The sequence below is a fragment of the Rhizobium sp. SYY.PMSO genome (genome assembly GCF_046840415.1).
In the GTDB taxonomy this organism is placed as follows: Bacteria; Pseudomonadota; Alphaproteobacteria; order Rhizobiales; family Rhizobiaceae; genus Rhizobium.
The window spans coordinates 1191289-1217294 of the sequence record NZ_CP177350.1; the positions used below are offsets into that span (position 1 = coordinate 1191289).

The following is a 26006-nucleotide window of genomic DNA, read 5'->3' on the forward strand; positions in this document are numbered from 1 at the left end:
CATCTATTTACAACAGCAACGGTCGGCGCTTCCGGCCCTTCGAGAGTCCATCGCCATGAGAACATTGATCTGCAACGAACCCGGCAGGCTTACCCTGATCGAGCGCGATGTCCCAAGCCCGGCCGAAGGCGAGGTTTTGGTACGCATCAGGCGTGTCGGCATCTGCGGCACGGATTTTCACATCTATCAGGGCAAGCATCCCTTTCTCGAATATCCACGCGTCATGGGACACGAGCTGTCCGGCACGGTCGAGAATGCAAATGGTTCAAGCCGCCTCAAGAAGGGAGAGAATGTCTATATCGTTCCCTATCTTGCCTGCGGCAAATGCGTTGCCTGCCGTCGCGGCGTGACCAATGCCTGTCAAAGCCTCGCCGTCCTTGGCGTGCATCGCGACGGGGGCATGACCGAGTTCATCTGCGTGCCGGAACAGAATGTCGTCTCGGCGGGCAAGGCCTCGCTGGACGAGGCGGCGATGATCGAGTTCCTGGCGATCGGCGCCCACGGCGTCACGCGCGGCGGCATTGGCGCTGCCGATCGTGTGCTTGTCGTCGGTTCCGGCCCGATCGGCATGTCCGCCATCATCTTCGCCAAAGCGCGCGGCGCGGATGTTACCGTCATGGACATGCGGGAAGATCGGCTGGAGTTCACCGTCGCCTCGCTCGGCGCCGATCGGACGCTGCTCGCCCACGACGAGGCGGAAGCCGATGCGAAACGCCTGACCGGCGGCGACTTCTTTGACGTCGTCGTCGACGCGACCGGCAATGCCAAAGCGATGCAGCGCGGCTTCGGCTTCGTCGCCCATGGCGGCCGCTACGTTCTCATCAGCGTGGTGCGCGACGACATCACCTTCTCCGATCCCGAATTCCACAAACGCGAAACCACTCTCTTCGCAAGCCGCAACGCGCAGCCCGACGACTTTGCGGAGGTCGTGAGGCAAATGGAAAATGGTCGGGTTCCAACCGCAGCGCTAAACACCCATCGAGGCTCGCTGGAAGATGGGCCGGAACTTTTCAAGGCGTGGCTCAAACCGGAAGCCGGCATCATCAAGGCCATCTTGGACGTGAGCGGCGCTTCCGTATCGTGAGGCTATTGATTATGGGATAGCCCGCCCTTCTAAGTGGAATGAACCCTCGGGCTGGACTACCGCTGGCCTGCAAGGCTCCATGGGCATCCCCCTATCACAATGCACAGACAGAGAGCTTCATGAAGACCTTGAAGGTCGAGGATATCTACCCCGCCAGCTACGAGACCTTTGCAGATGTCGCCAAACCATTGCCCCCGATTTATCGGGGCATCTATAATGCCACGCGGCTGCATTCAGCCCTTAGCCATCGATCGCCAACAGAATTCGGAATCCAACTTGTCCAGCAGGCGGCTTAGTTGAAGCGCATCGCTAGAGCGGTTCTGCGTTTCACGGAATCGCCGAACTGCTCTATCTCCTTGTTTGTACGCGATTCCGGACGGAAAACCGCTGCGCACTTTTCCTGAAATTGCTTTAGACCAGCCCGAGAGGGTCATTCCTTCATAATGGGCACAAGCGTGCCTATCTCTGCGGCAGGATCTGAAAATCGCGCTGACTAAGCATCGCACTGGCCGTCAACACCCGCACTGGCGCAAGACGGTGCGCGGCGTTTGAAGATGAAACAATCTCACATTCCATTCATCTTGCCACTGGGTGGTCGCCCATATATAGCAGATGGAAATCTCTTCGGAATTTAAGCGCAAGGGCCGCATTTTCGCCGATATAAGTTTAGCAGAGGGCAAGGCTGGTTCGCTGCGAGTCCCGCTATAATGGCAAGGCCGCTCCATGCAGCGGTATACGGATAACTCGCGAATGAAAATCGGCATCGATGCGCGTAATTTAGTAACGAGTACAACCGGTATTGGGCGATACCTGCTGGAAGTGAGCCGGCATTTGGCGCTTTTGGGCCACGAACTGCATTTCTATTTGCCAGAGGCACCTCATAGGGTTCTGACGGATCTGCCTGCAGCGAAGCTGCATGTGGCGTGCTTTCCCGGTGCGATCAGGCGAATGATCTGGGCACAGACGGAATTACCACGCCGCGCGGCGCAGGAAGAGATTGATGTATTTTGGGGGCCGGCTCATCGTCTGCCCTTCTTTCTCGATGGCCGCATTCCTCGCGTCATCACGATTCACGACCTCGTCTGGCGAGACATGGCCACGACCATGCGTTGGCAGACCTGGATGGGAGATCGCTGGCTGATGAAACCCGGCATCGCCGTTGCGGATGAGATCGTTGCCGTTTCTACCGCCACAGCGAATGTACTGAAAACAGTATTTCCCGGGTGCGAAGAGAAGCTCAATGTTATCCATCCGGGCTTGACGGCCATCGGTGGAGCATCGGTTCCGAAGGAGTTATCGTCGTTCGGGATCGATCGCTCCTATATTCTCTTCGTGGGAACACTTGAGCCCCGCAAAAATCTGCTGAGACTGCTGCAAGCGTATGCAGCTCTGTCAGAAGTCACACGGCAGCGATTTCTTCTTGTGCTCGCCGGTGGCCAAGGCTGGAGATTGGGCGACTTGAAACAGCGTATCGTAGAGCTAAATATCGAGCCATCCGTTCGGCTGACAGGTTATGTATCCGATCCTGATCTCGCGCAGCTGTATAGTCATGCTCACTTCTTGGCCATGCCGTCCCTTTACGAAGGCTTCGGTTTTCCGATCATAGAAGCGAATGCGATGGGAATCCCGGTGCTGACGTCCAATACGTCCTCCATGCCTGAGGTCGCGGGTAAAGCCGGCATTTTTGTGGATCCCAACGATGTGCGATCCATCCATGATGGTTTGCAAAGCCTCGCGATGGACGACACACTTCATGCCCGTCTCGCAGCAAACGCGCGGGCGAACTCTTTGCGGTTCAACTGGCCCGAAAGTGTGCACCAACTTGAATGTGTTTTTGAAAAGGCGATCGCCAAACGGCGCAATCATGTCTGAATGAAAATGAAGAAGCGAACCTGATACTAAGTGTGACGGTAGGGGAGCGCATTTTGTGAAAACAAAAGAGTTTTCCATTTTTTCGGCAATGTGGAATTTTAACAAATCTTGCCCAGCCCCGCAGACACATGCAGTCCGGCGATGTCTCCTGATTGTCGAATGTGGATTGCAATTGAGTGTCAGATCGGCAATACACCCTGGGCACAAAAAAGCGAGCGCATAGGCGTTTGTCACTCATTATGACTGCAGAAGAGCGGCGCGCCAATCTACAGGAACGGGCGCGATGCCATCCTTATTTCGGCCCATAACGCATTATATGGCCACGATCGGAAAGAAGCAGAGCTGTTATCGAATGTTTATGGAACTGTCGTATGATTAATGGTTTGCTGAATGGTATCATTCGGTATCGTGGGTTTATATTCGGCAGCGTCAAGCGGGATTTCCAGTCCCGCTATCAAAACAGTTTTCTCGGTTCCGCCTGGCTTGTATTGCAGCCTGTGGCAATGATTCTTGTCTATACGGTAATATTCTCCAAGGTCATGGGATCCCGCCTGGCGGGTATGCCGGGTGCTTTTTCCTACAGCATCTATCTGTGCTCCGGCGTCTTGACCTGGGGGCTGTTCATCGAAACCCTCAATGGTCTGGTCAACGTATTCATATCTAATGCCAATGTATTGAAGAAATTGAATTTTCCAAGAATCTGCTTGCCGATTATCGTCTCGCTCTCGTCCTTTGTGAATTTTCTTATCATATTTGGCCTGTTCTTAATATTTCTGATTGTCATCAACAATTTTCCGGGGCTTTCTGTTTTTTATGTTATTCCGGTCCTCATAATTCAAATGCTTTTTACGATAGGTCTCGGGACTATATTGGGAGTAATGAACGTTTTCGTTCGCGATGTGGGGCAATTCGTGGGGATCGTGCTTCAGTTCTGGTTCTGGCTGACACCGATCGTGTACGTCAGTAAAATCCTGCCGGATTCCGTCAAAAACATTATCTCCTATAACCCTATGGCGGTAATCATCATGAGCTACCAAAATATATTCATATATAAGGTGGATCCGGATTGGCGATCCCTGCTTCTCGTCCTGGTACTGTCCTTGTGTCTGGTCGCAATAGGCTGGCGTATGTTCAAAAAGCACTCCGCAGATATCGTTGACGAGCTCTAGCTATGGGAAGCATTGCTGTCGATAATATTTCGAAATGCTACAAGTACTACACTTCCAAGTGGCACCGCGTCTGGGAGAAGCTGTACCCAGGAAATGCAGAGTGGCATACGAAGAAATGGGTGCTGAAGGACATTTCGTTCGAGATCGGAACGGGAGAGTCAGTCGGGATCGTCGGCGTCAACGGCGCCGGCAAGAGCACGCTGCTGAAGCTGCTGACGGGGACGACGCAGCCGACGAGCGGCAGCATCCAGGTGAACGACAGGGTGGCTGCGCTGCTGGAGCTCGGGATGGGGTTTCATCCCGAATTCACCGGTCGGCAGAATGTGTACATGTCCGGGCTGATGATGGGCTACAACCGCGGCCAGATGGACGAACTGATGCCCGGCATCGAGCAGTTCGCGGATATCGGCGAGTATATCGACCGGCCGGTTCGCGTTTATTCCAGCGGCATGCAGATGCGCCTGGCGTTCGCGGTCGCGACGGCTTCCAGGCCCGGCATTCTCATCGTCGATGAGGCCCTTTCGGTCGGTGACTCGCGTTTCCAGGCGAAATGCTATACGCGCATTTCGGATTTCAAGAAGCAGGGCACGACCTTGCTGCTGGTTTCGCATAGCGTGGGCGACATCGTGCGGCATTGCGATCGCGCCATATTTCTCAAGGACGGCACCATCGGCATGGACGGATCGGCCCGCGATGTGACGAACCGTTATCTTGACGAGCTGTTCGGCAAGCCGCAGTTCGAAACCGTAAGGAAAGAGACGCCTGCCGCCAATTCGTCGTCCCGGACCGCGCTGTCGACCGTCAACGAGGGCGACGTCTATCATACCCGTCACGGCTACCGACCGGAAGAATATCGCTGGGGCCAGGGCGGCGCGGTGATCATCGATTACGACATACAGGTCGGCGGCACGCATTATCCTCCGAGCATTAATAGCGGCGAGCCGGCGGAATTCTATCTGAAGGTCAGATTCGAGGTCGACTTCGACAATGTCGTCCCTGGGATACTGATCAAGACGCTCGATGGCCTGTTCCTGTACGGCTCGAATTCGTTTCTGTCATCGGCCGGCCGCGAAAACATATCGGCCAGGCGCGGGGATGTGCGAATCTTCAAGTTCTCCATGCCCCTCAATCTCAACAGCGGCGATTATCTTCTCTCGTTCGGCATTTCCGCAGGAAACCCGCAAGGTGATATGACTCCCCTCGACCGCCGGTACGACTCGGTGATCCTGCATGTCAGCAAGGGCATGGAGTTCTGGGGCGTCGTCGATTTGAAGGCCGAATTTCATACCGTGGACGATGGCAGGCCAAGCCGATGACCGATCAAAAATTGCAGAGCCTGGTCGACGGCCTGCCCGAACTCTATCAAGTCATTTACGGGCACCCCGAATGGGATGGGGAAGCCGCGCGGGACTGTCGGGCCCGGTCGGTGATCATCGAAGACGCTTGCCGGCGGCTATCCGGGCACCTGAACCGGCCGCTCAAGGTTCTCGATCTGGGATGTGCGCAGGGCTTTTTCAGCCTGAGCCTGGCCGGCAGCGGGGCAACCGTCACCGGAGTTGACTTCCAGGCTGAAAACATCGCCGTCTGCTCTGCGCTGGCGGAAGAGAACCCGGACCTGTCGGTAAGCTTCGTCCAGGCTCGCATAGAAGACTTCGTGGAAAGGCTGGAGCCGGGCGAGTACGATGTCGTCCTCGGGCTGAGCGTATTCCACCATCTCGTCTATTTGTACGGGGTCGAGCATGTCGCTCGCCTTCTCACGGCGCTGATGAATGACGTCAATCTCGGGATTTTCGAATTCGCTCTCAAGGAGGAGCCTCTTTATTGGGGCAGTGCCCAGCCCGACGACCCCCGCGACCTGATCGGCGGCTGTGCCTTCTATCACCAGATTGCATCTTACGAGACGCACCTGTCGCATGTCAGAAGGCCGATGTATCTCGTCAGCAACCGAACCCTGCTTCTCGATAATTTTTGCGGCGAGTTCGACCGCTGGCGCAAGCAACCCTATTCCGGCGCGGGCGAAGCGCATAACGGAAGCCGCCGCTATTACTGGGGTTCAACGTTTTTCGGCAAGGTCTTCGACTTCACCTCTGTGCGGAAGTCCTTTCCGCCGGAGGTCGGCTCCCGCAACAGGTCCGAGTTGAGGGCCGAGACCAAATTCCTGGAGCGGCCGCCGGAGGGCTTCGAAACGCCACGGCTGCTGGCGCATGGGGAAAATGCGCTGCAAGGATGGATCGTAACGTCGGTCATCGACGGCGAACTGCTTTCCGATATGGCCGGCGATGGCACGCCGCTCGATGTCGACCGGGTCCTGAGCGACGTATTGCGGCAATCGATCGCCCTGGAAGACGCAGGCCTCTATCACGACGACATTCGCCTCTGGAACGTGATGTACGATCGGGCGGGGCAGCGCTTCAGCCTGATCGATTACGGTTCTGTCGGGATACAGGCAAAGGATTGTGTCTGGCCGCACAACATTTTCCAGGCGTTTTTAATCTTCGTGCACGAGCTTTTGATGCCCGATGTGGCCAAAGTCGAGAAGGCGCGGCCGCCCTTGCTGAGCCCGTATCATCTCGCGCCCCCCTACGCGGGCTGGCTCTATGCGTTTTGGCAGAGACCCGTTTCCGAATGGCGTTTTTCTCTGCTGGCCGCGCTGTTCGAACAGCGCTTGTCATTGCCGCAGCCGGCTGCTTATGAGCACGGCGCGGAGGCCTGGCTGCGGGCGCATGAGTTGAATGTCCTGGAGAGGCTCCATCGCGAAAGCGATTTGCGCGACAGAGTGGACATGTTGAGCAGAGACCGGTCGGGGGTACTGGAAAGCCTGTCGCGGGCGGAGGGAGGGCTGTCCGCGCACTCGAACGCCATCGCGACCATCGAGGAGCGCCTGCGGGCATTGGGTGAGCGGTGCGAAGCCCATGAGGAGCGCCTCCGGGGACTGACCGAACGGTGCGAGGCCTATGCCGAGACGCTACAGGCGGTTTATCGCAGCCGCTCGTGGAGGATGACAGCTCCCTATCGCTATCTCGGCCTGCAGGTCGCGCTTTTACGGCAATACGGCATCCGGCAGCGATGCAAGCACTTTCTCAAGCGCCTGTTCAAGCTGGCCGTGCGTCTGGCAAACCGCCATCCGGCCATGAAAAACCTGGCGTTTCGCATTCTGCGGTTTTCCGGGCTTTATGGCTACGTGCATCGGATCCACCGCCGCATCATGCCAATCGAAAACCCGCCCGCGGATACGGCAGGCCACCTGCAGCGGCAGATAGCCGATCAACTGGCCGATCGAAAATTGCTGCCTCCGGCGGTGAACGACCTCTTCGAAGAACTATCGCGATAATCAACGCAGCAGGGGTAGGAATTGCATATTCTTATTGATGTGCAGGGATATCAGTCCGAAAGCAAGTTTCGTGGTATCGGACGCAGTACCCTCGCCATGAGCCGGGCCATCATTCGCAATGCCGGCCCGCACAGGGTCAGCATCCTGATCAATGGCATGTTTCCGTTGCAGAACGTCGAGGAAGTCAGAAATGCCTATCGCGACATTCTGGCCGAAGAGGAAATGTTCATATTCTCGGGGTGCGGGCCGACCGCCTATCGCGAGACGGAAAACCACGAGCGTTTCGAGGCGGCCCGTCATGTGCGCGATCTTGCGATTGCCAACATCGATCCGGATATCGTCTACGTCACGAGCCTGTTTGAAGGATACGACGACGACTTCACGGTCTCGATCCCGAAGGAGCCCCGCCCCTGGAAAACAGTGACGGTCTGCCATGATCTGATACCGCTCCTCAACAAGGAGCGCTATCTCGGCGATCCGAATTATCATAAGTTCTACATGGACAAACTGGCGGAATTCGAGCTTGCGGATGCCGTATACGCAATCTCGAATTCCGTGATGGGCGAGGTCCAGAAGTATACGAAAGTTCCCCGGGAGCGGATCCGGAACATTTCCTCCGCCGTCGGGGATGAATTCTTCGTCCGCACCTATAGCGCCGGGCAGCAACGGGATCTCAAAACCAAATATAAATTGCCGGACCGGTTCATACTGTCGCTGGCGATGATTGAACCCAGGAAGAATGTCGAGGCGTTGATCGAGGCATACGGCCTGCTTCCCAAAGCGTTACAGGGCAACTATCCCCTCGTTCTCGCTTATAAGGTCAAGCCGGAAGATCTGGAGCGCATCAAGGCGCTCGCCCAGAGTCACGACGTCGATCCGGCCCATCTGATCTTTACGGGCTATCTTCCGGACGACGATCTGATCGCTCTTTATAACTTGTGCAGGGTTTTTGTATTTCCCTCCGTGCATGAGGGCTTCGGCCTGCCTGCCCTGGAGGCGATGAGGTGCGGTGCCGCCACCCTTGCTTCCAATGTGACGAGCCTGCCGGAAGTGATCGGCTGGGACGAGGCGATGTTCGATCCTTATGACGTCAGGGATATTTCCAGAACGCTGGAGAAAGCCCTGACCGATGAGGCCTATTGGGCAGACTTGAAGAGTCATGCGCTGACGCAGGCGGAGAAATTCTCCTGGGACAAGACTGCGCAAATGGCGATCGCCGGCTTCGACAGCTTGTTGGAGAGGCAGTCGGGGACCCCGGATGGACATGTGCGGCAAGGGGGCCTCGGCGGCATCAAGGCCGATGCGCTCGGCACGCTTCGCCGTCAGAAGAAGCTGACCGATGCCGATAAGCTGGGGCTGGCCTGGGCCATCGCCCGGAACAGCTTTCGCGATCATAGACGCAAGCTGCTGGTGGACATTTCCGTGCTGGCCGAACATGATGCCAAGACCGGTATCCAGCGCGTGTCCCGCAGTATCCTCAATGTGCTCCTGTCCCGGAAAATTCCGGGTTACGAGGTTCGGGCAATTCGCTATGCCAACGGCGATTGCTACCGTTACGCAAATCAATTCGTGAAGCGGAGTTTCGGAATCGACTTCGGTGCCGACGAGCCCGTGCTGTTCGGCAAGGACGACATCGTCCTTGTTACGGATTTGACATGCCATTTGTTTCCGGCAATCGAACCTCAGTTCGACATGCTGCGTCGCGCCGGAGGCAAAGTCTATTTCGTGATCCATGATATCATGGCGTTACGCCATCCGGAATGGTGCGACGAAGGCATACGGCGTTGGTTCCCTCTTTGGCTGCCGAGCCTGGCTTACCACGCCAACGGCCTCATTTGCGTTTCCGCATACGTGGCGGACGACACGCGCGATTGGCTGCGGGAGCGTGCGGGATCGTTCCCCGTCAACCCTTACCTGACGATCGACAATTTCCATCTCGGTGCGGATATCGATTCCAGCCTACCCAGCAAGGGCTTGCCGGAGAACGGACCGGCGCTCCTGAACAGAATGGGTCAGGCCCCGAGCTTCATCATGGTCGGCACCATGGAGCCGCGCAAGGGACACGCTCAGGTGCTTCGTGCTTTCGAGCGGCTGTGGGATGAAGGCAAGCCGTATAATCTGTTTATCGTCGGTAAGCAGGGGTGGAATGTCGATGACCTCTGCAAGACATTGCGGACGCATCCCAAGCGCGACCGGAATTTATTCTGGCTTCAGGATATCAGCGATGAATTCCTGAATCTCTTGTACGGTAAGTCCTCGGCATTGATCTTTGCTTCCATGGGCGAGGGCTTCGGTCTCCCTCTCATCGAGGCGGCCCACAAGGAATTGCCTCTGATCCTGCGGAGAATTCCGGTCTTCGAGGAGATCGCCGGCGATCACGCGTTTTACTTCGAAGGCGACCAGCCGGCGGATCTGGCCCTTGCCATCGAAAAATGGATAGGACTGCACGAAAAGGGCTTGCATCCGGCTTCGACGGGAATGCCGTGGCTGACGTGGGAGCAGAGCGCGGATCTTCTTTTATCCAAGCTGCCGCTCGTGCGGCCTGCCGAGGATTGCGTATGATCTCTGCATTTGGTGGTGCGATCTTCTCAGCGGTAAAGATGAGTTCATTAGCCGGCTTTGAAGTATCGGCTAGCGATTGCTAACTTGGAAATCTCGATTCACCTTCTGCTGAGCCGGTTTTGTGTTTCAGTCTGGCCTATGTGATTTACAGAGAACGCCTGAAGTCGGACATCCATCAGCGAAAGCCGAAGGGCAAGCCAATGCCGGAGACGATGTCGCGGGCAAAGTGGCGTCAGTGATTCACCTTGGCCCACTATGCGCAACGCAGTGAGCAGATGCGCTGTGGTTGCAGAAGCGCCTTGTTCCGATTCGAAAGTCCGCTGCGATCTTTTGGTCGGGAATCTGGCTCCTCGTAACTCTCCCAAAAAGTTGGGACAGGAGTCCCAGGCCGCTCACTCACACCATGGCGCCTTTTCGTGTCGCAAATCGCCCAGGCATTCCGCGAGCTTCACCTTCTCTTGCCCGTCGTTTCTCCGCGTCAACTTATCGTTGTACCCGCATGGAGTAAGGCTACTGTTCATAAACCCACAATTTGCTGATGATGAAACTGAAAGCAGGTACCGCGATTAGCATGCCTGGAAGCGCATATTCCCAGCTCATCCGCAGAAAATGGGTGACGAACCAGACATTCGCATGGTTTAGGGCGAAACCGGCAAAGGACATGAGGGCAAACTTGAAAATATTACCGTCGGTTTTGAACGTCAGGTAACGGTTGCCATAGAAAGATACCGGCACGGCGCAGCAAAACGCAATGAAATTGCCGATCAAAGGCGTAACGCCGCTCCACGACAGGATCGAAAACACAAGCGTGTGCAAAGCCGTTGCCGACAGACCGACCAGCCCGAACGATCCTATCTGGTAGAGCGTTTTAATCATTTTGTCCGAACTTATGCACCTTGCGAATGATGACGAGCGGCCTTCCCTTCGTTTCGATGAAGACGCGTGATAGATATTCTCCGATCACGCCAAGACCAATCAGAACGATTCCATTGGAAAACAGCAGGATCGTCATCAACGAGGCATAGCCGGGAACATCCCTATAGCCAAGGACGAGCACCTTGAAAATTACCACCAGTCCGTAAAGCATCGCGCAACCCGCGATCAAAATGCCGATATAGCTCCAGATGCGGAGCGGCGCGGAACTGAAGGATGTGATCCCGTCGAGCGCAAAATTCCAGAGTTTTCTATAATTCCATTTCGTCATGCCGACTTCGCGGGGCGGCCGTTCATATTCGATAATTTCCGTCCTGAACCCCAGCCACGCGAAAATGCCTTTGTTGAACCGGCTGCGCTCCGGCAGTTGCTTCAGTGCCTCGATTACGCTCCGATCCATCAGACGGAAATCTCCGGCATTCGGTGGAATGCTGATCTCGCTTATCGAATTGATGATCCGGTAAAACACGTTCGCGGTGGCGCGTTTCAACGCGGTATCCGTTTCCCTTTTAGCCCGCACGGCGAGAACAACTTCTGCTCCCTTGTCCCAGCGATCCAGCATTTCGCCGATCAATTCCGGCGGATCCTGTAAATCCGCGTCGAGCGGAATGATCGCCTGCCCCTGCGCCTGCATCAGGCCTGCGGTTAAAGCCGCCTCCTTCCCGAAGTTTCGGCTGAGATCCACGATAGCGATACCCGGATACCGCAGCTGGAATTCCTGCAAGACCGCCAAGGTTCTATCCTGGCTTCCGTCATTGACGCAAACCACCTCGAATGACCGCCCTGTCTGCTCAAGGATTGGAACCAAACGACCGAAAAGAACCGGAATTCCCTCTTCTTCATTCATCATTGGTATCACAACCGACAACACTGGCATGTTCACCATTTTAACCCCCTTGGAATGCACTGCAGCCTCTAATCCAAATGGCCATTTGAAATCAAAGCAAATGAACATTGTTGATTTGCTTCTAAAGTTTTCTAAATGTATCTATTTTGCCACTTGCCCCTTTAAATATCCGCGTGGCAAAGAGCTCTCAATCTGGCACGTATCTGGGGTAGATCTTGGCAAATTTGCATAGCCGGCAGCTCATTAGGGCAATGAGCCGACAATCTTACTTGGTTCCTTCCTTTCTCATTGGTATTGCTAGCTTTCTCTACCTGTTTGGCTTGCTTCGTGCAGCGGGAATTGGGGGAGCTTATGACCATCCCGGAGGCGATCTTGCCCAGCACATTGCCGGTGCCTACGCATATCTGGACGGGCGCTGGTCGTTTCCGCTTTTTTATACAGATCGGATCAACGCACCTGCCGGAGCGAATATAATCTTCACAGACAGTGCCCCGTTTGCCGGACTAATCGCGAAGATTATCAACAGCATCACAGGTTTGCGATGGAACTATATTGGCACATGGTTCTTTGTTCTGTGGGTTCTTCAGCCCGTTTCAGGAGCTTTTTTGGCGCGGCAACTCGACGTGAAGGGATGGGTCGCCCCAACATTGATCGGCATAATAGCTTTAACGTGCCCGTTCTTCCTTATGCGCCATAGTCATCTCGCGCTAAGCAGTCATTTCTTAATTCTCTTCTCACTCGGTTTCTATTTTAAAGACGTGAAGTCGCGGCAATTGTCGGCTTATTACTGGGCAGCAATACTGGGCGTGGCGATCTGGACGCATGCCTACCTCTATGCAATCTGTTTTGCGATATTCGGAGCCGCAGTCAGTGATATTGCGCTTTTCAAGCGGAGTATGGCATTTCGAACAATAGCTATTGGCTCGGCGGTTTTCGCCTTCACGATATTCCTCGCAGTTATTGGCGGATACGGCAGCGGTTCTGGCGCGGCGGATGGCTACAGCATTTATTCGGCCGACCTTCTTTCGATGATATGGCCCACGGAATCGACATTTTTACATTTCAAATCGCCATTCACCAGCGAAGTCCGCTTCGAGGGAAACAATTACCTTGGACTTGGAGGGGAACTAGCGATAGTGCTGGCGATCTTTATCGCTCGCAAATCTCCATATGAGTTTTTGCGAAAGCATCCCTTTTTAAGCGTTGTTCTCGCCTGTTGTGCGGTTTACGCCGTTGGCAATATCATCAGGGTTGCTGGTATCCCTATATTCGAATACCCAGTTCCGGAAAATCTCCCCCCCTATTCTATTCTTCGCGCTAGTGGCCGCATAATGTGGCCCTTGAGCTATATTTTAATTTTCATATCACTGGCGATTATAGCCCGCGCTCGCCAATTAAAATTAGCAGCTTACATCGCATTGGCTGCTCTTATGATCATACAGGTTACCGATATGCTGGGGCCGGTAATGAAAATAAAGCAGGGGTCTGTGGGCAAGGATCGGACCGAACTCGCCCAACTGATATCGCAGGCGGAGCGCGTATCGTACCTCATCCCCATCGATTGCCTCAGCGCCCCCCAAGGCCTATCTACGTTAACAGAGATCAATTGGATTGCCGCAAAGACGGGCAAGCAAACTGATAGCGCCCACCTCGCGAGACATTCCGAGCCGTTGGTATGCGATTTCAAACAGGTAAGCAAAGACCCCGGAACCCTTTCATTGGCACCTGTCGCAGCGATTAAATACATTGAGCTACCGAGGGAACAGTGTAGTCAAATCGATGATGTATATGCCTGCGGGGCTATCGTCGCTCAAAATTCAAATTTGACCAAATTGCCGAAAAGTGAACCGTTCCGCTTGTCAATGACGGCAGACCAATTGGTAAAGTTTACGCAGGTCGGTTATCTGGAAAACGGCGTTCTGAAAAACAGGGGCAGCGGCGTGATTTTTTATGGGCCTTACGTAACAGTGCCAGCGGGAGAGTATAAGGTCGATATCGACGCAGATATTTCCAATACATCATCCGTAATTGTCGATGTTGTCAGTGACGTTGCAAAGGTTAAGCATTTTGAATACGATGTCGCAAAATCGCAATCAAAATCATTTCGATTTAAGCTGGATGACATTGTTCGTAAACTTGAGGTCAGAATGACTTCCAAAGACGGAGGTCTCGTATCTATTCGTGGCTACACGATGATACAGCTTGACTGATTGGTTCGCGCTGAAATCTCATTGAGGCGTTTCCTTTGTCGAATTGGCCTCAATGAGACGGTGCAGACGTTCAGGTGTCCACTGAATGGAAGTCTGAGGTGACCTCCAGCATCGATCTCATGGGTGCCGATGACGAGCCAAGCATAACGGCGGCCCACGATCTGCACCCGGAGTGTACAAAATTATCACTCGAAAGTTTCGGCATCCGCGAGCAAAGGCTGGCGCTGATCCTTCGGAGAGAGCAGCGGCGGCTCCGTGAGCTTCCAGTCGATGGCGATCCGTGGGTCGTCCCAACGAATGCCGCGGTCGCTTTCGGGAGCATAGTAGTTGGTGGTCTTGTACAGGAACTCGACATGGTCGCTTAGCGTCAGGAAACCATGGGCAAACCCTTCCGGAATCCAGAACTGCCGCTTGTTTTCCGCCGAAAGAAGGACGCCGACCCATTGCCCGAATGTCGGCGAGGATTTCCTGATATCGACGGCGACGTCATAGACCTCACCGACCACGACGCGCACCAGCTTGGCCTGGGCGTGTGGCGGCAGCTGGTAGTGAAGCCCTCGCAGAACACTCTTTCCCGAACGGCTATGATTGTCCTGCACGAAGTCGACGCTTTTGCCTATCGCTGCCTCGAATTTCATCTTGCTGAAGCTCTCGAAGAAAAAGCCTCGATCATCGGCAAACACGGTCGGCTCGAGGATCTTGACGTCGGGGATGGCGGTATCGATGGCTTTCATTTGTCTTCCAGTTCAAACGTTCGCATGAGGAGGCAGCAGCGCTGAACGCGCCATGGCGGACTAGAATAACTCCGGGAAAAGTGCGCAGCGGTTTTCCCGGAGGTGCGTAAACAAATGGATAGAGCGTTTTCGCGATTCGAAGAAAAGCGGAAAAGCTCTAGAATACCTGTTCGCGCAACATTCCCAGAAGATATTGCCCATAAGCGTTCTTTTTGAGGGGATCGGCCAGTGTTTCGACCTGGGATGCGCTGATCCAGCCGCTGCGATAGGCAACCTCTTCCGGGCAGGCGACCTTCAATCCCTGGCGGTTTTCGATGGTCGCGATGTAGTGGCTGGCCTCCAGCATCGATTCATGCGTGCCGGTGTCGAGCCAGGCATAACCGCGGCCCATGGTCTGCACATCGAGCTGGCCGGCCTTCAGATAATGCGTGTTGACATCCGTTATCTCCAGCTCGCCGCGCGGCGACGGACGAATGGATTTTGCCACGTCGACGACGCTCTCATCATAGAAATAGAGGCCGGTCACGGCATAATTGCTCTTCGGCAGATTCGGCTTTTCCTCCAGACTGATTGCCCGGCCTTGGCCATCGAACTCGACCACGCCGTAGCGATGCGGATCCTGCACATGATAGGCAAAGACGGTGGCGCCAGCCTCTTTCTCGCCAGCCTCGTGCAGCAATCGGCTGAAGTCGTGGCCGTAGAAGATATTGTCTCCCAGCACCAAAGCCGACGGCGCGCCACCCAGGAACGCCTCGCCGATCAGAAATGCCTGCGCGAGGCCATCCGGGCTCGGCTGAACCGCATATTCGAGCCGGATTCCCCATCGGCTGCCATCGCCCAGCAACTGCTCGAAACGAGGTGTGTCCTGCGGAGTCGAAATGATGAGTATCTCGCGGATGCCCGCCAGCATCAGGGTCGTCAGCGGATAATAGATCATCGGCTTGTCGTAGATCGGCAAGAGCTGTTTGCTGACGGCAAGCGTCAGCGGATAAAGGCGCGTTCCCGATCCGCCGGCAAGTATGATGCCTTTGCGTGGTGTCGTCATGATCCGGCTTCTCTTCCTCAGTCCATATCTGTGTTAGCTGGCGTTGGGTTACGAAGGGCGTTACGTGTGCCGCATTCTCAACTCGGCTCGAGCTGCAACCTTGCCACGACATCGCTGACGCCCACCTCCCACGCCGGAAGAGCGATATCGAAACGGTCCATCAGCCTCGTACAATCCAGCCTCGAATTGGCAGGACGTTTGGCAGGAGTCGGATATTCGGAGGTCGATATCGGCTTGAGCGCGTCGAGAGCAAGCATAACCTTGAAGTTGCCGGCCGATGCCTGACGGACGATATGTGCGGCATAGCCATGCCAGGAGGTGCTGCCTCGGGCGCTCAGATGATACGTTCCGGAGAGGTCGTCCCGCACTTTCGAACCGGCAAGACGCTCGACAATCGTGTGGGTGACGTCGGCGATCAGCGCCGCCGAGGTCGGAGCACCGATCTGATCCGCGACCACATTCAGAGAGTTTTTTTCCTGTGCCAGCCGCAGAATGGTCTTCAGGAAGTTGTTGCCATGATGGCCATACACCCAGCTCGTCCGCAGGATTACGTGGGGAGCACCGGCCGCGCGAACCGCTTCTTCGCCCAGCCATTTGCTTTCGCCGTAGACGGACTGCGGATTGGCCGCATCCTCTTCGACATAGGGATCGGGTTTCGTGCCGTCGAAGACATAATCGGTGGAATAATGGACAAGCCAAGCGCCATTGTCGGCCGCCCAGCGCGCCATGATCCCGGGCGCCGCGGCATTGACCGCCATCGCTTGCTCGGCATCGCTTTCAGCCCGGTCGACAGCCGTGTAGGCGGCAGGGTTTACGATAATCTGCGGCTTGTGCTCGCGAAGGGCGGCAAGGATATCCGCTTCGTTGGCAAGGTCCATCTGCGCCCGGGCCAGAGCCACCACGCCGCTCGACGGCGCGAGGGAGCGCTGCAGCTCGAAACCGACCTGTCCATTGGCGCCGGTGATGAGAATTGCACTCACAGCCCAACCTCATATTGCTTGCCGACCCATTCGCGATAGGCGCCGCTGGTAACGTTTCGCACCCAATCCTGGTTTTGGAGATACCATTCGATCGTCTTGCGAATGCCGCTTTCGAACGTTTCCTGCGGTTTCCAGCCAAAGTCCCGTTCAATCTTGCGCGCATCGATCGCATAGCGGCGATCATGACCTGGCCGGTCCTTCACGAAGGTAATCTGATCACTGTAGCGGCCGCCAACGGCTTTCGGCCGTAGTTCGTCGAGAATGGCGCAAATCGTATGCACGACATCGAGGTTGGGCTTCTCGTTCCAGCCGCCGACATTGTACGTTTCGCCGACTGCGCCGGCCTCCAGCACGCGGCGGATGGCACTGCAATGATCCCTGACATAGAGCCAGTCGCGGATCTGCTGGCCGTCGCCATAAATCGGCAGGCTCTTGCCCGAAAGCGCATTCAGGATCACCAGCGGAATCAGCTTTTCCGGAAAGTGGTAAGGGCCGTAATTATTGCTGCAATTCGTCGTCAGAACCGGCAGGCCATAGGTATGATGCCATGCGCGGACAAGGTGGTCAGAGGCTGCCTTGCTGGCGGAATAAGGGCTGTTCGGCTCATAGCGGTTAAGCTCGCTAAACGGCTCATCATCCTTCGACAGCGTGCCGTAAACCTCGTCCGTGGAAACATGGAGAAAGCGGAACGCCTGTTTTTCTTCCGCCGGCAGGCTGTCCCAATAGCCGCGCACCGACTCCAGCAGTCCGAATGTGCCGACGATGTTCGTCTGGATGAAATCACCGGGTCCATGGATGGAACGGTCGACATGGCTCTCGGCGGCAAAATTGATCACTGCGCGGGGCCTGTGCATCGACAGCAGTTCCCCTACCAGATCGCGATCGCCGATATCGCCATGCACGAACACATGGCGATTATTCCCTTTCAACCCCTTCAGGGTGTCCAGATTGCCGGCATAGGTCAACTTGTCTAGGTTGACGACCGTTTCGTCATATTGAGCAAGCCAATCAAGGACGAAATTCCCGCCAATGAAACCGGCACCACCAGAAATCAAAATCGTCATCTAGAGTCCATTCATGCTTTAGCTCAATATAAAACAGATACCGCGAGCGGCAAGATGACCCACGCATCGATAATCAGTTATTGCAAAAAAGGACCAATGACGACATTGCACCCAATTTTTCCAATAAAGCAGTATCTTAGGTTTAATTGCGCTTCAACCCATTAAAGTGAAAGGATACAATCCACAGCCGTAACCGCTGGATGGCATCTCCGTACCTCTTGGCAATACCTTGGTCAAAAACTGCAACAATCTCTCCCGCGACCCGAGCATCGTTTCCTTTATTGCATGCGATTATCGACAAAGTACCATTGCTCCGGATATTCGCGCACCATTGGTTCGATGATCGCATTCAAATGCTTCACATCCGCTACGATCCGTTCCTCGCTCGCGTCTCCATCAGGCAATCGCAACGGTTCCGACACCTTGAGGGCAAATTTCGCTTCCTTCTCCCGGACAATGTAAAGCGGATAGATCAATGCCTCCGTCTTACGCGCCATGCGGGCAATGACTGCATAATTGCCTTCAAGATGTGCGGAGCGACCAAAAAAAGGCGCGCGGATGCGGCCATTAAAACCCTCGTCGCAGAACATCAGCAAGTTGCCACCGCTCTCCAGGATTCGGAGAGCCGGTCTTACGAAGCTGCGGCCGGGCTTCAGAATGCCGAGGCCCGCGCCCTTGCGCAGACGATTGACAATGTAGTGACGCGAGCGGCGTTTCGGCGGATCATAGTTCATGGTGACGGCGAGCCCCATGTCCAGAAGGCAGTGCCAGAGCACTTCCCAATTGCTGACATGCGGCGCAATGAAGATAACAGGCCCTTCAGAACAGCGCTCGACCAGTCCCTCCGTACCAATTTTTCGGACATGATTGCGCGCCAGTCTGGGTACGACTGAATATTCCGCCATCTGCCGGCCCTGAGAATCGGCATAAGCCCTGAGCAGTATCTCAAGCGCGGCATCGTTGAGATCGGGCCTTATCATCTTGAGGTTGACCGCGGCGCGCGCGTAAGCCGCTTTGTGAAAGCGAGGCGCCATCAGTCGCCCCAGCCAGCCGCCGATCGCGGAACAGGCTCCTGCAGGCAGCAGCATGAAGGCAAAATAAAAGAAGAGATCGACGGCGTTGTCGATATTCTCGTAAAGCCAGTACCGCAGAAACGCCTGGCGCCGGTTGCCGCCCGCCAGAAAATCGGCGAATGGAGGAGCCTTCGGCGGTTCATAGGTCCAGGCCTTGCGCTTGCTCGCAGCGACGTTCCTGCCGGTATCGTCTCCGCTCGTCATCATCCGCGCCTGTGGAGCGTCACCGGCATGCCGCCGCGCGGGCGCAGCGTCAGGCGGCATTGCGGCTGAACCTTATGCCCCTCCTTGATCCGCACGCGGAAGCGCTGGGCAAGGATCGCGAGACAGAGGATCGCTTCGGTAAGTCCGAACTGCAAGCCGGGACATACGCGCGGGCCGGCGGCAAAAGGAATGTAGCTATAGGGTGTCGGCCGCGCTTCGCCCAGAAAACGCTCCGGCTTGAACCGATGCGGCTCGGGAAACAGCGTATCCGTACGATGCAGGATCCAGGGCACGATCATGATCAAAGCTGCCTTGCGCACTTTGACGCTGCCGATTTCATCCGGCTCGGCCGCCTGCCGCGCCAGGATCGGCACCGGCGGATAAAGACGCAAGGTCTCCTCGATGACGGCCCGGCACCATTCGAGCGCGGAAACGTCGTCGATCGACGGCACACGGTCGCCGCACACGGCTTCGATTTCCTTATGAACCGCCACCTCCACCCAAGGCGCACCGGCGAGCAGATACCAAGCCCAGGTCAAGGTCGCGGCGGTGGTCTCATGGCCGGCCATGAAAATCGTGGCCGCCTCGTTTCGCAACGCGACGACGTCGATTTTCAACTCGGGATTGCGCTGCTGCCGACGGATCAGCAGCTCGACCATCGAACTGTTATCGCCCTTCCCGGCCAGATGATCTTCGATCACCTGATCGATGATGCGATGGATGCGCTTGACCGACCGGCTGAGACTCGGTGTCTTGATGATCGGCAGCCCCTCGTCGAAGCCGAGAAAATAACCGAGATTGATGGAATCGACCAGCGACTGGTAGCTGGCAAACCCTTCGGTGACGGCATTGGCGCTTTCCTCGCCGAGGTCGTTGCCGAAGATACTGCGGGAAATGATTTCAGCTGTCAGACCCGCCATTTCGAACAAGGCGTTGACCTCCGTGCCCTCTCCGAGGCTTTGCCAGCGGTCGGCAAGCTCGCTTGCCGTGTTCCGCATGATCGCACCGAAGGCCGGTACGCGATTTTTGTGCACGATGTCGGAGACAAGCGGCCGGCGCTGCTTCCAGGTCTCCTTGTCCGAAATGAACAGCCCGTCACCCAGCAGATATTCCAGGGCGCGGCGCATCTGCGGCGTCTTGCGCTCGAAATTCTCGTGGCGCTTGGCAACCACATAGCGGATGGCATCCGGCGAGTTGACGATGATAAGCTGGCGGCCGAGGAGCTTGAACTCCGCCACATGCTCGCGGTAATCCGCACGGCGCCAGATCGACAGGAAGTCGCTGCGCGCTTGTAACATGAGCTTCAGCGGCTGACCCGGCTTGCCGCTATAATAGGCGGCATGAGCCGGCTCGAAATATCGTGCCGGGTGATCGGCAAGTTCAACGACTTCGGTTTTCTGATCAAGCCAGGCCAGCATGGAGGTGCAGAACTTTCGCGCCTTGCGGCCGGTAACGATGTGGATGCCGCCGGGCTTCACAGGCTGCCCGGCCGCGCTCACTATATTCATTTCGCAACCGCAGAAAAGCCCCTTGCTTCGGAGGAGCGGGAGCTCTCGCCTGGCCTTGAAATCAATTAGATGGCTTCCAGCTCCAGCAGTTCATCCAGTGTCTGACGCTGGCGGATCAACCGGTGGGCTTCGCCATCGATCAGCACCTCGGGCGCATAGAGGCGGCTGTTGTAGTTCGAGGACATCGTCGCCCCGTAGGCTCCGGCGCCATGGAATACAAGGTAGTCGCCGACATGCGTTTCCGGCAGGTCGCGTCTCTCCACCGTGCCGGTATCGGCCTGTGTGAATACATCGCCCGACTCACAGAGAGGACCGGCGACGACAGTCGGGAAGATTTCGCCCTCGGCGCTGCGAGGCGCCCCGCCCGGTATGACCGAGATATGGTGGTAGCTGCCATACATGGCGGGTCTGGCAAGATCGCTGAACCCGGCATCGACCAGCACGAAGCGGTTGCGCCCCATCGTCTTGACGGCTCTTACCTCGGCAAGCAACAGACCGGAATCCGCGGTCAGGAAACGGCCTGGCTCGATCTCCAGCCGGATCGGATGGCCGAAATGCGCCTCGACCTCGTGCCGCGCCGCATCCCAGAGCGAGAAATAATGCGCGGGGTCTATTTCCTCCTCGCCCTCTCTGTACGGCACGGAAAGACCGCCGCCGGCCGAGATGGCTTCGATATCCACATCAAGCTCTCGGCAGAAGCCGACCATTGCGCCGCAGACACGCTGCAGGTGCCCGTAGTCCACACCGGAGCCGATGTGCATGTGCAGGCCGACAAGCGTCAGGGAATATTGACGCGTCAGCGCCACGGCCTCCCGCAATTGCTCGAACCAGATACCATGCTTGCTGTTTTCTCCACCGGTATTGGTCTTCTTGCTATGGCCATGCCCGAAACCGGGATTGATCCGCAGCCACACCCTATGGCCGGGCGACCGCGGCCCCAGCTGATGCAGCATGTCGATGGAACCGATGTTGACTTCGATCCCGTCGGCAACGACGCGTTCGAGGATCGGCCGGTCGAAAACGTCGGCGGTGAACACCAGCTCGGCCGCCTCCGATGTGCCACCGGCAGCAAAGCCAGCCCGCTTCGCTCGTTCGATCTCGCCGAGCGATACTGCATCCACCCGGACACCTGCCTTGCGCATCTCTTTCAGGATATGAATGTTCGAGCAGGCCTTTTGCGCAAAGCGCACGACATCGAAGGCGGATAATTGAGCGATACGGCGACGGATCGCGGCAGCATCATAGATCCAGAGCGGCGTTCCGTACTCGGCGGCAAGCGCGCTCAGCATTTCATTGGTAGGAATGGTCATCTTGTCTCGATCAGCCTGGGCGGGAATAAGTCAACAACGCATAATAGTATGGGCGGAGCGACAGTGCCACTCCGCCCGCCTTGCTTTATAGACGATGTTGAAGCGACCTACCGCGCCGCTGCCGCAAGCGCCTGTTTGAGATCGGCAACAATATCTTTTGCCGCGTGCAGCCCGACATTCAACCGAATCGTACGGTCGCTGACACCGAAGCGCGCGAAGACGTTGGTCTCCGGCGAGATACTGAGCGCCGCCTTGGCCGGCACCACGAGGCTTTCCGGCCCACCCCAGCTGACGCCGATGCGAATGAGGCGCAATGCGTCGACGAAATCGGCGACCTCTATGCGATCCGAAACCTCGAAGGAAAACAGCCCGCCGAAACCGCTGAAGGTGCGCTTTCCGGGATGTTCGCAGAGTGCTGGATGCATGACATTGGTTACATCCTCATGCGCTTTCAGCCATGACGCGACCTCAAGGCCGGCTTCATGATGGTGGCGCATCCGAAACGGCAAGGTTTCGAGATTGCGCAGGACCAGCCATGCCTCGAACGGCGCAAGCTTGGCGCCGGTATAGGGGAAGATTTCGCTGTTGATGCGGTCGATATGCGCCTTGGAGCCCGTCACCAGGCCCGCGACGGTATCGCTTTGCCCGCCGAGATATTTCGAGGCGGCATGGATGACCAGGTCGATCCCGGCGGCGAGCGGCTTTTGAAAGAGCGGCGTTGCCCAGGAATTGTCGACCATCGTCACGACGCCATGACGGCGTGCTGCCTCGGCGATGGCAGTCAGATCCTGCAGTTCGAAGACCATGGAGGTCGGATTTTCGAGATAGGCGAGCCTCGCGCCGGGCAAAGCGGCAAGCATGGCCTCCGTATCCGTGCCGTCGATATAGTCGACGGCTACGCCGAACCGCTTCAGAACCTTTTCGAAGAAACGGAAAGCGTCGCTATAGACGTGCCGCACGGTGACGATGCGGTCGCCCGGACCAACGAAAGCAAGGATCGCGGCCGCGATGGCGCCCATGCCGCTTGAGAAGGCGCGCGCCTCTTCCGCGCCTTCCATCTCGGCGATCCTGCGCTCCAGAAGCCGCACGGTCGGATTGTCACCGCGCGAATAGATCGGCTTCTTCGAACGACCGGCAAAGACATCCTCGAGCTCCTTGTAGTTGTCGAACAGGAATAGGGATGTCTGGTAGATCGGCGGCACGGCTGCATCGAACGGATCGTCGCGAGCCGGCATCAGCGCGTCGGGAATGGCATTTCTGTAAGCATCGAATCTCGGCGTCTCGTTCATGACGTTCCTCGTGGTCAGGGGTGAAGTGTCGATTGGCCAGCCAATGGGCCTGTTACATCGGCCGGCAGAATCGCAAGCCATTCCCGCCGCGCGACGAAAACACCGAGAATGGCGGCAAGGACGGCTGCGGCCGCGGTTGCGGCGGAAACGCCGGCAAAACCCATCCAGAGCGGCAACGTGAACAGAAGCGGGATCAGCAGATAGCCCTGCGGCGCCAATCCCACGAGCGCAGACAAACCCGCCCGGCCCCGCGATTGCAGCATCACGAGCAGCACGGATTGAAAGGCTGCGAGCGGAAATACCGGAAAAAGCGCCCGTAGCCAGGCGGTTGCCTCATCGGCCACCCCGGCATTGTTCGTGAACAGGCGTACGATCGGTTCGGCGGCGAAGAACAGCAGGGCAGAATAGAGCAAGGCGACCGGCACCGTTACGGCCAGCATGAACCGGATTGCCGCCTTCAACCGCTCGGCGTCGCCGGCGCCGAAGGCATGGCTGACGACGCTCTGGGCTCCCAAGCAGAAGCCGAACAGCGGAAGCTGCCCCAGAGTCATCAAACGGATGGCGATCGCCGTAGCGGCCACGCCAGTATCGCCACCGTGGATCGCGGCCGCCCGTATCAGGACGAGAAAGCCGATACCGGTCATGATGCTCGTCGCGGCGGCGGGAATGCCGATTTTGGCGATCGGCAGAAGCAGTCGCCAGCATATCGGCCCGCCGGTCACTCTCACCGTGCCGCGACCACGGAGGAAATAATCGGCATAGCATGCAAGCGCTGCGAGCGAGGAAACAATGGTGGCAAGCGCCGCGCCGGACGCACCGAGCTTGAAGAAAAAGATGAAGACGGGATCGAGGACTGCATTCAAGGCAAAGCTTACGATCAGCACCATCATCGAGAAGCGCGAGTTTCCCTCGGCTATGGCGATGAAATCGCAGATCGCCTGCAACAGCCCGAATGTCAGGCCGAAAGCAAGCAACCGTCCGTAATCGAGCCCGGGCCCCAGGAGATTTTCGCTTGCGCCGAGAGCGCCGACAAAATCGGGAAGGCTAAAAAAGATCAATACGGACAGGACAATGCCGAGCGGGATCGTCGCCGCCAGCGCCGTTGCGGCTACCGAGGAGGCGGCCTTCAGATCGCCCTCGCCGAGATGACGCGCCAGCCGCGTGGCAATCCCGATGCCAAGCCCCTCGCCTGCGGCCGCCACCAGCAAAAACAGCGGCATGACCAGACTGATACCGCCCAGGACATCCGGCCCGAGAGCGCCGAGGAAGATTGCGTTGATCGCATGATGGCCGGCGCTGGCGGCCAGCCCGGCGACCGCCGGGAGCGCGACCGTCAGAACGAGCCGCCTGATGCGCGGATCGTTCATATCGACGGCAGCCTTCATCACGCGGCGCCTCGTGGCAGCGATCCAGGGACAGGCCGGCCATCCTCGCCGGAGAGGCCGCTCAGATCCGGCGACAGCAACCGATCCATGAAGAAACGCTCGCGCAGAAGCATGACCAGCAGCGCCTTCTTGTGCGGAAACTGAATGTGCTTGACCTTGGCGAAGCCGGAGCGGTCGAGATTGCGGATCTGTTGCGCGTGATGATGGATCGGCTCGCCGACAATGCGGCGGGTGCGCGGATCGGCTAAAAACATGTAGTGCATCAGCGACGGCAGCCAGGCGCTGACGAAGGCCTTGCCGCGGAAATCGTCTTCGCCGATCGCCACATGCCAGCCGCGATCATAGCCATCGGCATCGTAATGGGGGCCAATCCGGTCCTCTTTTGCCCAGTAGAGCTCGAAATATCCGAAGGGAACGCCGCCGAAGGTTCCGATCAGCGGCAATGTGCGCGGATCGGCAAGGCGACCGGCGATAAAATCGCGATGGTAGGACAGATCGCCGCCGTCCTCCCATATGGCGGCAACCCGCGGATCGTTCATCCAGCGATGGAAATGCGCAAGGTCGGCCTCGATATCGGCGACATGGAAGCCAAGCTGCGTGTTCAGCCAGGGAATGAAGCGACTATAGACGCGGCCGGCGGGCTTCGGCGGCCTTTGGGGATGAAGGGCGCCATTCGTCAGGATGGGCACCTCCGGATAAGCTTTCGGAGTGCTTCCAAGCCAGGGTTTTGCCAGCTGAAAAAAGGATTCCGGTCGCACGATCAGGCGCTCTGCGCGCCTCTCGATCGCGCCCGCCTCCTGCAGGCGGGCGGCAAGATCACGGTCCGCCACCTCGACTTCGAAGCAGGCCGGCTGCGGATTGCACGCCAGAACCGCCTCCAAGACGGCATTGACGATATCGTCGCCCGAAACCGACGACACGGTCGCAGACAAAGTGTCGAAGACCAATCGATTGGCGGCGGGACCCGCAAAATAACCAGAGGCGACCTGCACCCCATGATATTCGACGCGGAAGCCGCCCGACGCCTGCCCCGGTGACACGATGAGCGGCTGGCCGCTGGCAAGTGCGCTGCTCGAAAAACCCGATGCCGGCAGGCATGGATCAAAAGATCGCTCCGTCGTTTTATCACTCCTCATCGCGACCGAAGCATCCATGCGTCTTCTCCATTTTTCAGAGCTGCGCCACTCATGATCGACCGATCACGCACGGCGCCAATTTCACAGTGACGAATGGCTGCGCGCGGAATTCAAAATATTTTCCGAAAATATTTTTCGAAATTTTGCTGAATTTGGATCATCTTGATTCGTCATGCTGCTACATCAATGTATTTCTCGGAACATCCGACCATACAAATACAGGAATATCACGTCATTCAATCGATTTAACTATATATCTGTTATAGATAT

20 protein-coding genes are annotated in these 26006 nt (G+C 56.9%); 8 read left to right on the forward strand and 12 right to left on the reverse strand.

The genetic code is table 11. The features are described 5' to 3' along the window. Positions 1-55: 55 nt before the first annotated feature. The 7 genes from ACJJVH_RS23830 (at position 56) to ACJJVH_RS23860 (ending at position 10018) form a co-directional block, all read left to right on the forward strand. Entirely contained in the window at positions 56-1084 is a 1029-nt protein-coding gene (locus ACJJVH_RS23830; protein WP_412065322.1) for a zinc-binding alcohol dehydrogenase family protein, read from the forward strand. Between the two features lie 38 nt (positions 1085-1122). Further along, positions 1123-1380: an integrase core domain-containing protein gene (locus ACJJVH_RS23835; RefSeq protein ID WP_412065323.1), complete on the forward strand. Its 258-nt coding sequence runs from the start codon at positions 1123-1125 to the stop codon at positions 1378-1380. Between the two features lie 454 nt (positions 1381-1834). Next, entirely contained in the window at positions 1835-2956 is a 1122-nt protein-coding gene (locus ACJJVH_RS23840; RefSeq protein ID WP_412065324.1) for a glycosyltransferase family 4 protein, read from the forward strand. Positions 2957-3327: 371 nt separating this feature from the next. Then, positions 3328-4125: an ABC transporter permease gene (locus ACJJVH_RS23845; RefSeq protein WP_412065325.1), complete on the forward strand. Its 798-nt coding sequence runs from the start codon at positions 3328-3330 to the stop codon at positions 4123-4125. Positions 4126-4127: 2 nt separating this feature from the next. Next, on the forward strand, positions 4128-5441 hold the full coding sequence (locus tag ACJJVH_RS23850; protein WP_112802008.1) for an ABC transporter ATP-binding protein: 1314 nt from the start codon (positions 4128-4130) through the stop codon (positions 5439-5441). Continuing rightward, positions 5438-7456, forward strand: a complete 2019-nt coding sequence (locus ACJJVH_RS23855) for a methyltransferase domain-containing protein (RefSeq protein WP_412065326.1) — start codon at positions 5438-5440, stop codon at positions 7454-7456. The genes ACJJVH_RS23850 and ACJJVH_RS23855 overlap by 4 nt, the downstream gene beginning before the upstream one ends. A gap of 21 nt (positions 7457-7477) precedes the next feature. Beyond that, entirely contained in the window at positions 7478-10018 is a 2541-nt protein-coding gene (locus tag ACJJVH_RS23860) for a glycosyltransferase family 4 protein (protein ID WP_412065327.1), read from the forward strand. 510 nt (positions 10019-10528) lie between these two features. Here the strand turns inward: ACJJVH_RS23860 and ACJJVH_RS23865 are convergent. Both ACJJVH_RS23865 and ACJJVH_RS23870 read right to left on the reverse strand, forming a co-directional pair. After that, positions 10529-10894: a GtrA family protein gene (locus tag ACJJVH_RS23865; protein ID WP_112802014.1), complete on the reverse strand. Its 366-nt coding sequence runs from the start codon at positions 10892-10894 to the stop codon at positions 10529-10531. Beyond that, a complete protein-coding gene (locus ACJJVH_RS23870) occupies positions 10887-11837 on the reverse strand; it encodes a glycosyltransferase family 2 protein (protein ID WP_112802016.1) in 951 nt (316 codons plus the stop codon). The genes ACJJVH_RS23865 and ACJJVH_RS23870 overlap by 8 nt, the downstream gene beginning before the upstream one ends. Before the next feature lie 176 nt (positions 11838-12013). On the opposite strand from ACJJVH_RS23870, the gene ACJJVH_RS23875 reads away from it, so the two are divergent. Further along, positions 12014-14008, forward strand: a complete 1995-nt coding sequence (locus tag ACJJVH_RS23875) for a DUF6311 domain-containing protein (protein ID WP_412065328.1) — start codon at positions 12014-12016, stop codon at positions 14006-14008. Between the two features lie 185 nt (positions 14009-14193). Here the strand turns inward: ACJJVH_RS23875 and rfbC are convergent, their stop codons facing one another. From rfbC to ACJJVH_RS23925, 10 genes are all read right to left on the reverse strand, one after another. Then, positions 14194-14742: a dTDP-4-dehydrorhamnose 3,5-epimerase gene (gene rfbC / locus ACJJVH_RS23880; RefSeq protein WP_412065329.1), complete on the reverse strand. Its 549-nt coding sequence runs from the start codon at positions 14740-14742 to the stop codon at positions 14194-14196. Between the two features lie 157 nt (positions 14743-14899). Continuing rightward, complete coding sequence (gene rfbA / locus ACJJVH_RS23885) at positions 14900-15787, reverse strand: glucose-1-phosphate thymidylyltransferase RfbA (RefSeq protein ID WP_113360278.1); 888 nt, start codon at positions 15785-15787, stop codon at positions 14900-14902. Between the two features lie 77 nt (positions 15788-15864). After that, positions 15865-16767, reverse strand: a complete 903-nt coding sequence (rfbD, locus tag ACJJVH_RS23890) for a dTDP-4-dehydrorhamnose reductase (RefSeq protein WP_412065330.1) — start codon at positions 16765-16767, stop codon at positions 15865-15867. Further along, positions 16764-17831 carry a dTDP-glucose 4,6-dehydratase gene (gene rfbB, locus ACJJVH_RS23895; protein WP_412065331.1) on the reverse strand — a complete coding sequence of 356 codons (1068 nt, stop codon included), beginning with the start codon at positions 17829-17831 and terminating at the stop codon, positions 16764-16766. The genes rfbD and rfbB overlap by 4 nt, the downstream gene beginning before the upstream one ends. 278 nt (positions 17832-18109) lie before the next feature. After that, positions 18110-19012 (reverse strand): lysophospholipid acyltransferase family protein, encoded by a 903-nt coding sequence (locus tag ACJJVH_RS23900; RefSeq protein ID WP_412066213.1) that lies wholly within the window; start codon positions 19010-19012, stop codon positions 18110-18112. A 95-nt stretch (positions 19013-19107) separates the two neighbouring features. Further along, positions 19108-20616, reverse strand: a complete 1509-nt coding sequence (locus ACJJVH_RS23905; RefSeq protein ID WP_412065332.1) for a cytochrome P450 — start codon at positions 20614-20616, stop codon at positions 19108-19110. 65 nt (positions 20617-20681) lie between these two features. Continuing rightward, positions 20682-21926, reverse strand: a complete 1245-nt coding sequence (gene lysA / locus ACJJVH_RS23910; RefSeq protein WP_412065333.1) for a diaminopimelate decarboxylase — start codon at positions 21924-21926, stop codon at positions 20682-20684. A 107-nt stretch (positions 21927-22033) separates the two neighbouring features. Beyond that, entirely contained in the window at positions 22034-23215 is a 1182-nt protein-coding gene (locus ACJJVH_RS23915; RefSeq protein WP_412065334.1) for a PLP-dependent transferase, read from the reverse strand. A 14-nt stretch (positions 23216-23229) separates the two neighbouring features. After that, positions 23230-24600 carry an MATE family efflux transporter gene (locus ACJJVH_RS23920; protein WP_113360274.1) on the reverse strand — a complete coding sequence of 457 codons (1371 nt, stop codon included), beginning with the start codon at positions 24598-24600 and terminating at the stop codon, positions 23230-23232. Continuing rightward, positions 24600-25754 carry a GNAT family N-acetyltransferase gene (locus ACJJVH_RS23925; protein WP_412065335.1) on the reverse strand — a complete coding sequence of 385 codons (1155 nt, stop codon included), beginning with the start codon at positions 25752-25754 and terminating at the stop codon, positions 24600-24602. Before ACJJVH_RS23925 ends, ACJJVH_RS23920 begins: the two co-directional genes overlap by 1 nt. Positions 25755-26006: the final 252 nt, after the last annotated feature.